General features: G+C 42.9%; 6 protein-coding genes. 5 read left to right on the top strand and 1 reads right to left on the bottom strand.

The genetic code is table 11. The features are described 5' to 3' along the window. On the bottom strand, positions 1–423 hold a 423-nt coding region (locus O9323_RS18330; protein ID WP_288125536.1), incomplete at its 3' end, for a Uma2 family endonuclease. Positions 424–715: 292 nt separating this feature from the next. Here O9323_RS18330 and O9323_RS18325 point away from each other — a divergent pair. The 5 genes from O9323_RS18325 to O9323_RS18305 all read left to right on the top strand — a co-directional run bounded on the left by O9323_RS18325 (position 716) and on the right by O9323_RS18305 (position 7,342). Then, complete coding sequence (locus O9323_RS18325; RefSeq protein ID WP_149106553.1) at positions 716–2,635, top strand: long-chain fatty acid--CoA ligase; 1,920 nt, start codon at positions 716–718, stop codon at positions 2,633–2,635. Positions 2,636–2,696: 61 nt separating this feature from the next. Then, positions 2,697–3,146 (top strand): YlqD family protein, encoded by a 450-nt coding sequence (locus tag O9323_RS18320; protein WP_002735919.1) that lies wholly within the window; start codon positions 2,697–2,699, stop codon positions 3,144–3,146. A gap of 247 nt (positions 3,147–3,393) precedes the next feature. Next, complete coding sequence (locus O9323_RS18315) at positions 3,394–4,758, top strand: DUF3370 domain-containing protein (protein WP_288125535.1); 1,365 nt, start codon at positions 3,394–3,396, stop codon at positions 4,756–4,758. Positions 4,759–4,984: 226 nt separating this feature from the next. Next, positions 4,985–5,875: a hypothetical protein gene (locus tag O9323_RS18310; RefSeq protein ID WP_016514631.1), complete on the top strand. Its 891-nt coding sequence runs from the start codon at positions 4,985–4,987 to the stop codon at positions 5,873–5,875. Between the two features lie 18 nt (positions 5,876–5,893). Next, positions 5,894–7,342: a family 10 glycosylhydrolase gene (locus O9323_RS18305; protein ID WP_149108105.1), complete on the top strand. Its 1,449-nt coding sequence runs from the start codon at positions 5,894–5,896 to the stop codon at positions 7,340–7,342. Positions 7,343–7,347: the final 5 nt, after the last annotated feature.

Genomic DNA, 7,347 nt, shown 5'->3' with positions numbered 1-7,347 from the left:
TTTACTATTCACTAAGACATATTCCTCTAAACTTTCTAGAGTTTGATAATCATTAAATTTATCCCCCCTGTCAAAAGCTTCTGTAGAATCGGAGAGAACTTCGATAATCAATTTAGGAAAACTTTTGTAGGTAGCAGTTTCCCTATCTCTGTCATCGCAGGTGACAAGAATATCAGGATAATAAAAGTGATTGCGTTTCTCTAATCTGACTTTCACATCGGCAAAATAAACCCGACAATCGGAACCCCGCAAATGATTACGAACAATTGTGTATATATTCCCCCCAACAATATTATGAGTATCCGTCGTCCCTGCCATGGCGTAAATTTGTCCATCGATATATTCGTGTTTAATGGGACTTTTTTCTTCAAACTGAAGATATTCTTCTGGAGTGAGATTATTATATTTAGATAGAGCAATCATCGTTTTTTCTGCTAATTACAACTATATTAAGTACCTAAGCAAAATTAATTATACATCTAAGCCGTTAGCCTTTTCTGTAATCAGTAAGCAGTATTAAGTAACAGTAACATTCCCTGATTACTGTTCACCGTTCACCGATAACTGAAAAGTCTCCTCTCTCCGAGTCTCAACTAGGAAATTAACTTTGCAGGATTAGATACCTGTTGAAATACTGTCTAGGGGAACCGGCAAAAAGAGCCTCGAATGGTTAATCTATATGTTATTACTCTTGTAACCCTCTATAACTACTGCTATGACAACCCTAATTGACTATTCAAATATTCAATCTTTACCCGAAGTTTGGTCAATAGTTGCCCAACGTTTCCCCAATATTATCGCTCTGCACGATCCCCACAGTAAACCGGAAGTAATTCTCACCTATCGGGAACTTTATCAACAAATTCAGCAATTTGCCGCCGCTTTGCAAGCATTAGGAGTCACAGAAACCGAAAATGTCGCTTTATTTGCCGATAATAGTCCCCGGTGGTTTATTGCCGACCAAGGTTCCATGGCAGCCGGGGCCGCCAACGCGGTACGATCTGCTCAAGCAGATGCAGAGGAATTAGCCTATATTCTCGCTGATAGTGACAGTCAGACGCTGATTGTCGAAAATAAGCAAACTTTAGGGAAATTGCTGGCGAAAATCCCTGAATTGCCCCTAAAATTAATCGTGCTGCTCACCGACGAAGACCCCGCTACTGGGGCGATTTCCGTGCAGACCTTAAATTTCAAGCAACTAATGGCGATCGGGGCTGAGAACACCCTTAAACCCATCACCAAGGGCGAAAATGATCTGGCTACCCTCATCTACACATCGGGGACGACGGGACAACCAAAAGGGGTGATGTTAAGTCACGGTAATCTGCTGCATCAGGTACGCAACTTAAATGCTATCTTTCAACCGGATCCCGGCGATCGAGTTTTAAGCATACTACCTTCATGGCATTCCTACGAGCGCAGTTGTGAGTATTTCAGTCTAGCTCAAGGTTGTACCCAGATTTATACCAGTATTCGCACTTTTAAGCAGGATTTAAAGCAATTTAGTCCGCAATTAATGGTGGGAGTTCCCCGTCTTTGGGAATCTCTTTACGAAGGTATCCAAAAACAATTTAGTCAACAACCGGCTAAAAAACAGAAATTGGTGCAATTTTTTCTAGAAAAGTCAGAAAAGTACGTTATTGCTAAACGTATCGCCGATAATCTCAGTCTTGATCACCTTCACGCTTCCGGGATCGAAAGACTAAAAGCAAGAATTCAATCCCTCTTACTCTATCCCCTCCATGCCATCGGTGATAAGCTAGTTTATGGCAAAATTCGCCAAGCAGTGGGAAATAAAGTTAAAATCTTGGTTAGTGGCGGTGGTTCCTTAGCCAGACATCTAGATACTTTCTATGAGATTGCGGGAATCCCGATTTTAGTTGGTTATGGACTGACAGAAACTTCTCCCGTCGCTACCGTCCGTCGTATCGATCATAACCTGCGCGGGTCTGCCGGTCGTCCCGTCTTTCAGACAGAAATCTGTATTGTCGATTTACACAGCAAAGAAGTCCTACCCACAGAAAAACACGGTTTAGTCTTGATTCGTGGTCCGCAGGTGATGCAGGGATACTATAAAAAACCCGAAGCAACCGAAAAAGCGATTTCTCCCGATGGTTGGTTTGATAGCGGTGATATTGGTTGGTTAACCGCTGCCGGGGATTTAGTCTTAACCGGACGGGCCAAAGATACAATTGTTTTGAGCAATGGTGAAAATATCGAACCGCAACCGATTGAAGATGCTTGTTTACGCAGTCCCTTTATCTCCCAAATCATGCTAGTGGGACAGGATCAAAAAGCTTTGGGGGCTTTGATCGTGCCTAATCTTGATATACTGGCTAATTGGGTCAAAGAACAGAAACTATCCTTAAATTTACCCGATCCTCACAGCGATCGCTCCACGATTCTTTCTAGCGATCTCTACAGCAAAAAAGTCTTAGATCTCTACCAACAAGAATTAAAGCGCGAGGTGAGAAATCGGCCCGGTTATCGTACCGATGACCAGATTAAAACCTTTGAGTTAATTTTAGAGCCTTTTTCCCTAGAAAACGGCATGATGACCCAAACTTTAAAGATTAAACGACCGGTAGTAACGCAACGCTATCGCGATATGATTAACGAGATGTTTGCCAAGTAAATATTTCTGGCAAATATTCCCTAAACCCTTGACAAAAAAACCTTTTTAGGATAAGCAAATCATGGATGACGCACAAACCAGTTTATTACTGAAGCGCCCGGTGACAATTAAAGTCATCGTGACTCCGCGCTGGAAAGAAGAAGCACAACAGCAATTACAAGCACAAATGGTGCAAATTGATGCACAAATTCAACAATTAGAAACCCAAGGCCAAAGAGCGATCGCGGAAATTCAGCGTCAGAGTCTGATCCCCTTACCCCCTGCGGCTGCCCAACAGATTGATAATATTCAAATCCAAGTCAATCAACAGAAAAGTGAGTTTCTCGAACAAAAAAACCAGTATCTGCAACAATTGCAACAGGTACAACTGTTGGAACTCAATCAAGAAGTCGCCCAAGCACAACTAGAAAGCTTTTTCCGCGTCGAAAAAGGCGATAACTTAGTGGCCAAAATGAATGTGGAACTCGTCCTTAGAGATGGCATCGTCGAAGAAATTCGCGGCGAAATTTAAAGCTAGGGTGAGCAGTTACGGGTCATTGTCAACTTAACCCTTAAAATCGGCAATAGCAAGGGGTATTCTCCCTTGCTCACCCAGAAAACCGTCCCTAGTTCACATCACCCCTGACAGGACTTGATCAGACCTTAAAAATATATTAAGATTCTTTATCGATCGCCCGGACACACTCGCTTATATTGTCGTATAACTTCAGCTCTCCATCGACTCACCCTGAATTAGATCCTATAAATATGGAATCTCTATGCTTTCTTTCTTACCCACTATTCTTTTAGCTCAGTCCGCCTCGGTTCTGCCCCAGATAGAGAGGAAATTCATCACCCAATATCAGGAAGTGCGTCAGTTGCCCGGTCAACTAAATGACGTTCTAGTTTTTAATAGCAATAGTCCCGAAGTGGTAGAAAAAGAGGGAATTCTCCTCTCCACTTTCCCCGGTAAAGGAAAACGTTTTCCCATAGCCCATCTCAATCATCCCCTACAAGGACGTTTTGACGTTTTCACCCACCACATCGCTCGTCAAACCGATCCCAATCGCAACCTACACCAGGGACTGATCGTTACTAATCCCACCTCCAAAAACCTCGTTATCCGCATCCTGCAAGGAGTCAGTTACGTCACCTCCGCCGATGCCCCTTTTGTCGATTTACCCTCTCTGGTGGAAGATCCCAACGGCCGGGTTTTTTCCGGTCCCGGTTCCCGTTTAGCCAGCGATATCATGCGTCGTCGCCATGATACCCAATTTCCCACCCAGATCGTCATTCCCCCCGGCGAAAGTCGGATGCTCTTGGATCTAGTTATCCCCAGAAGCAGCGCTCGCTCGACTCTGCTGCGTCTCTACAGCGATGGCCCTATCTATATGGCTAATTTAGCCCTCTACGAAGTTCCCCAAAAAGTCAAAATCGAAGATCGGGAAATAGAAACCTTTCGTCCCCCTATCCTAGAGGAATGGCGTACCCTATTAGTTAGAGGTGATTTAGCCGCTCCTCGCGATTTTCCCCCCACTCCCCCTGATCAGTGGTCTCCTGGAAGAAGAAATTTTTATGGTCGCGTGGCCGGAATTTCTGTCGGTTCGGAATGGGCAACCCGCATTGTCGATCCCAAAGGGGGAATTAATCTCACCATTCCTCAACCCGGTCAAGCTTTTGCCTATCCTTTAAGTACGGTGACAGCAGCTACTTTCGGAACCAGACAAATTCAAAGCGCCCCCATGTTAGTGCGTTATCCCGATACGGCTTTTAAAGCTCACGGTAACTACGGTGTTCACTACTATCTGACTTTACCTCTATATAACAACACTAGCAAAACCCAGGTGGTGGCTTTGACTATTCAAACCCCAATTAAAGAAGATAATTATCTCGATCGCTTGCTATTTGTTGAACCCGTCCAGGGACCGGTATTTTTCCGGGGTGCAGTGCGCGTTACCTATCGTAACGAACTGGGACGCACCGAGGAACGTTTTTTCCATCTCGTTCAACGGGAAGGACAACAGGGAGAAGCTTTAGTACAGATAGAACTTCCCCCCGGCGCCCGACGCGACGTTAATCTCGATTTTCTCTATCCCCCCGATGCCACCCCCCCCCAAGTTTTGAGCGTTAAAACGTTGAAATAGATAGTTTTTCTCGAAAAGTTAACGGCTGATTGTCGGTAAAAATAAGTAAGATAAGTAGGTGGGTATTAAAAACTTTCAGATGCCCCCCTTATTAAGGGGGATCCCCCCGCCTTCGGCTTCCCCCCTTATCAAGGGGGGCTAGGGGGGATCGAACCTAAAATCCATTTTTAATTTAATTATAACCAGCTACTTACACTGATATTAATCTCTCTCTGGGAATTAGCCGATGGATATTAGCAAAACTTGCTTTATTTTCTGCTTATTATCTCAATTTTTGGGCAATGCAGCCGCGAGTTTAGCCGTGACTAAACTCGATTTTGATACCAGTCAACCCCTAAGAAATCAAGTGATTAAATCGGGGAAAATTAAGGTACAAGTTAGCTATCAACCCATCGACCTAAACGAGAAAATTGATGACAATTCTGATCTTAATAATGTTTCTTATCAAATCTTTTATAACGAGCAACTTTATCAGCAAAATAGCGGGTATAGTGCCTTTGGATCTGGCTATGTGGAATTAAGAGATTTAGATAATAATGGCATCGATGAGATTATCGTCTCCACCTATAGCGGCGGCGCTCACTGCTGCACATCTTTGGTAATTTATACTTGGCAAAAAGATAGATTTATTAGAGAAGAAACGGGATTTTTAGATGGTAGTGGTGGTTCTTTTGAAGATTTAGATGGAGATAATAATTATGAATTTATTACCGTTGATAATTCTTTTTTATATGCTTTTAGTTCCTACGCTGCCTCTTTTCCTCCCTCCAAAATTTATACTTTTCAACAGGGTAAATTAGCAGATGTCACTAGAAAATATCCCCAAGAATTAAGAAAAACTTTAGCAGCAATGCTGAAAGCTTTTCAGTTAGCTAAAAAAGAAAAAGGCGAAGTTAATGGCATTTTGGCTGGTTATGTGGCACAGAAAATTATACTAGGAGAATACGAAGAAGCTTGGCAATTTCTTCTCACTAATTATGATAAACACTCCGATTGGGGTCTCGATATCCATGGCGAAAATACAGTGATCGGAAAATATCCAGACTTTCCCACTGCTCTGAGCGCTTTTCTCCTGAAAAATGGCTATTTATCTGAAAATAAAAACAATAAAAAATAGCAAACGCTGTGAACAACTATGTTAAAGAAAGTTAATTATCTGCGATCGCTATCTTGTTTCCTCGCTACAATCCTCTGGATTAGTCCTCTAGGGATTAACTCTAGTCTCGCTGTCAATGATAATTGTCAACTGTCCGAATCAGAAATCCAACAACAAGAAAATCTCCGTCAAACCTCGCCCCAAGAATATAACATCTTAGTACAGAAATATGCTGAACAATTGCGCTTTTGCCGTTCCCGACACTGGTTACAGGATCAGGCGATCTGGTTACGTCTCTACTCCTGTGATAGCCGTCCCGGATCGATGGAAAGTATCCTTGATCGCATCGTGGCCAAAGGTTATAATACAGTTTATGTGGAAGTTTTTGCCGATGGTCAAGTCTTATTACCTCCTAACAATAATCCCACCGTTTGGGATAGCGTCATTAAAAATCCCAGTGCTGGAAATGTCGATTTATTAGCACAGGCAATCGAACAGGGACATAAACGCGGTTTAAAGGTTTATGCTTGGTTATTTAGCCTCAATTTTGGCTATGCTTATAGCTTAAAACCCTATCGACAGGAGGTATTAGCACGCAATGGTAAAGGACAAGATAGCACCTCTTTTGTCGATGATCAATCCCAAACTTTTGTCGATCCCTACAGCAATCAAGCGCGACAGGATTATTTAATTCTCCTAGAAGCCATTTTACAACGTCGTCCCGATGGAGTTTTATTTGATTATATTCGCTATCCCAGAGGAACAGGAGTCGATTCCGTTGCTGATGATGTCAAAGATTTATGGATTTTTAGTCCGGCATCCCGACAAGCTTTAATTAATCGAGGATTGAATAATAAGGGCAAATTTTTAATCGATCGCTATCTGACTCGTGGCAAAATTTCCCCTGATGATATCGTCGAAGCCGATCGGCTTTATCCCCAAGAAACTGCCCCTCTCTGGCAAGGAAGAATACCTTTAGAAGAGGAGATGAAACAATCAGTTAAAAGTCGTTTTGATCGCCTCAAATTAGAACTTTGGTTCCTAGCGGTTGCCCATGCTGCCCAGGGTGTCATTGATTATATTAGTTATTTTTCTGCCCTGGTGGAACGTCAGGGAATTCCCGCCGGAGCAGTGTTTTTTCCCGATGGGAATCGTCTTGTGGGTAATCAAGGTTTTGATTCCCGTTTACAAGCTTGGGATAGTTTTCCCGCTTCCCTAGAATGGCATCCCATGTCCTACGCTAATTGTAACGATACTACCTGTGTAGTTAATCAGATCAAAAGAGTAGTAGAAAGCAGGGGAAATCAAACTCCTGTTATCCCAGCTTTAGCCGGTTTATGGGGACAACCCTATAACAATCGTCCCTCCTTAGAAGTGCAAATGGCAGCGATTCGCCTAGCTTTTCCCACCATAGATAGTATCAGTCATTTTGCTTTTTCTTGGCAAGAACCACAATTCGATCGAGCCCGAAGATTTTGTCATAAGTAACCCCA

This window comes from Microcystis sp. LE19-131.1A (assembly GCF_027532015.1).
Lineage (GTDB): Bacteria > Cyanobacteriota > Cyanobacteriia > Cyanobacteriales > Microcystaceae > Microcystis > Microcystis ichthyoblabe_A.
This window is presented reverse-complemented; position numbering and strand designations above follow the sequence as displayed.

Coding starts and splice junctions, on each gene's coding strand:
- O9323_RS18310 (WP_016514631.1), top strand. CDS start 4,985: ATGGATATTAGCAAAACTTGCTTTATTTTCTGCTTATTATCTCAATTT.
- O9323_RS18305 (WP_149108105.1), top strand. CDS start 5,894: ATGTTAAAGAAAGTTAATTATCTGCGATCGCTATCTTGTTTCCTCGCT.
- O9323_RS18315 (WP_288125535.1), top strand. CDS start 3,394: ATGCTTTCTTTCTTACCCACTATTCTTTTAGCTCAGTCCGCCTCGGTT.
- O9323_RS18320 (WP_002735919.1), top strand. CDS start 2,697: ATGGATGACGCACAAACCAGTTTATTACTGAAGCGCCCGGTGACAATT.
- O9323_RS18325 (WP_149106553.1), top strand. CDS start 716: ATGACAACCCTAATTGACTATTCAAATATTCAATCTTTACCCGAAGTT.